The organism is Klebsiella sp. ME-303, from assembly GCF_007910085.1.
GTDB classification, from domain to species: Bacteria; Pseudomonadota; Gammaproteobacteria; order Enterobacterales; family Enterobacteriaceae; genus Klebsiella; species Klebsiella michiganensis.
On sequence record NZ_VOJB01000009.1, the window covers coordinates 1 to 798 of the forward strand.

The 798-nt window shown below is 50.9% G+C and carries 2 protein-coding genes; both read left to right on the forward strand.

Features of this window, described 5'->3' with window-relative positions:
- Positions 1-209, forward strand: a 209-nt coding sequence (locus FQK12_RS00055; protein WP_146295604.1) for a helix-turn-helix domain-containing protein, incomplete at its 5' end; no start/stop codon positions are given.
- Positions 210-623 carry a type II toxin-antitoxin system HigA family antitoxin gene (locus tag FQK12_RS00060; protein WP_038807152.1) on the forward strand — a complete coding sequence of 138 codons (414 nt, stop codon included), beginning with the start codon at positions 210-212 and terminating at the stop codon, positions 621-623.
- Positions 624-798 lie beyond the last annotated feature (175 nt).

The following is a 798-nucleotide window of genomic DNA, read 5'->3' on the forward strand; positions in this document are numbered from 1 at the left end:
AGGCAGAAGAAGCCTCGGAGCTACTTCGGGAAACCTTAGCAACATGGAGAAAAGAAGCGGGTTTGACGTCGGCACAGGTTGCAGAACGTATGGGCATCAAAGCGCCTACTATCTCACGTATGGAGAAGAACGCTTCGCGAATGAGTATTCAGACGCTGGTTCGGTACGCCAGAGCCTGCGGTGTTAACTTTAAAATTCAGCAGGTTTGAATGATTAGCGATGCCATTAAAGCTGCGAATGACCTGGCCAGTATTGTCCCTCTGCTGGGTGGCAGCTCGTCCCGCAAAGAGTACGAAGAGGCACGTAAACTCGTTGAATATCTTCTGGAACATGATCCGGACAGCCCGCTGGTTGATATGCTGACTGCCCGCATCGATGCCTGGGAAGATAACGCGGTGGAATTTGAAGAATTTAATACGCGCATCGAAGCAGGCAAAAACGGTATATCGTTGCTGCGGGTTCTTATGCAGCAATACGGGCTTTCTCAGTCCGATTTCGAAAACGAGATAGGTAATAAATCGCTCGTCAGCCGGATCCTCAGTGGTGAACGCAGTCTGACCTTTGATCACATGCGGGCGCTGGCAAATCGATTTCAAATCCCGGTCTCGATGTTTATTGACTGATACCGGAACAGAGCAGGCGAAGAGGGCACCGATGAAAGAGCGAGACGTATTTAGTGAACTGCAGGAAGGCATGATTGCATGGCGAGAGTTTAATGCAGGGAATGAAACGCTGCGATCGCACAGTAGCTGTCTTAAACCTGTCGTCCTGCCTGCGAGACGGGCAAAAAGGCCGCGC

What these genes read in the sequence shown, in the direction of transcription:
- FQK12_RS00060 (WP_038807152.1), top strand. Translation starts at nt 210, where the DNA reads ATGATTAGCGATGCCATTAAAGCTGCGAATGACCTGGCCAGTATTGTC.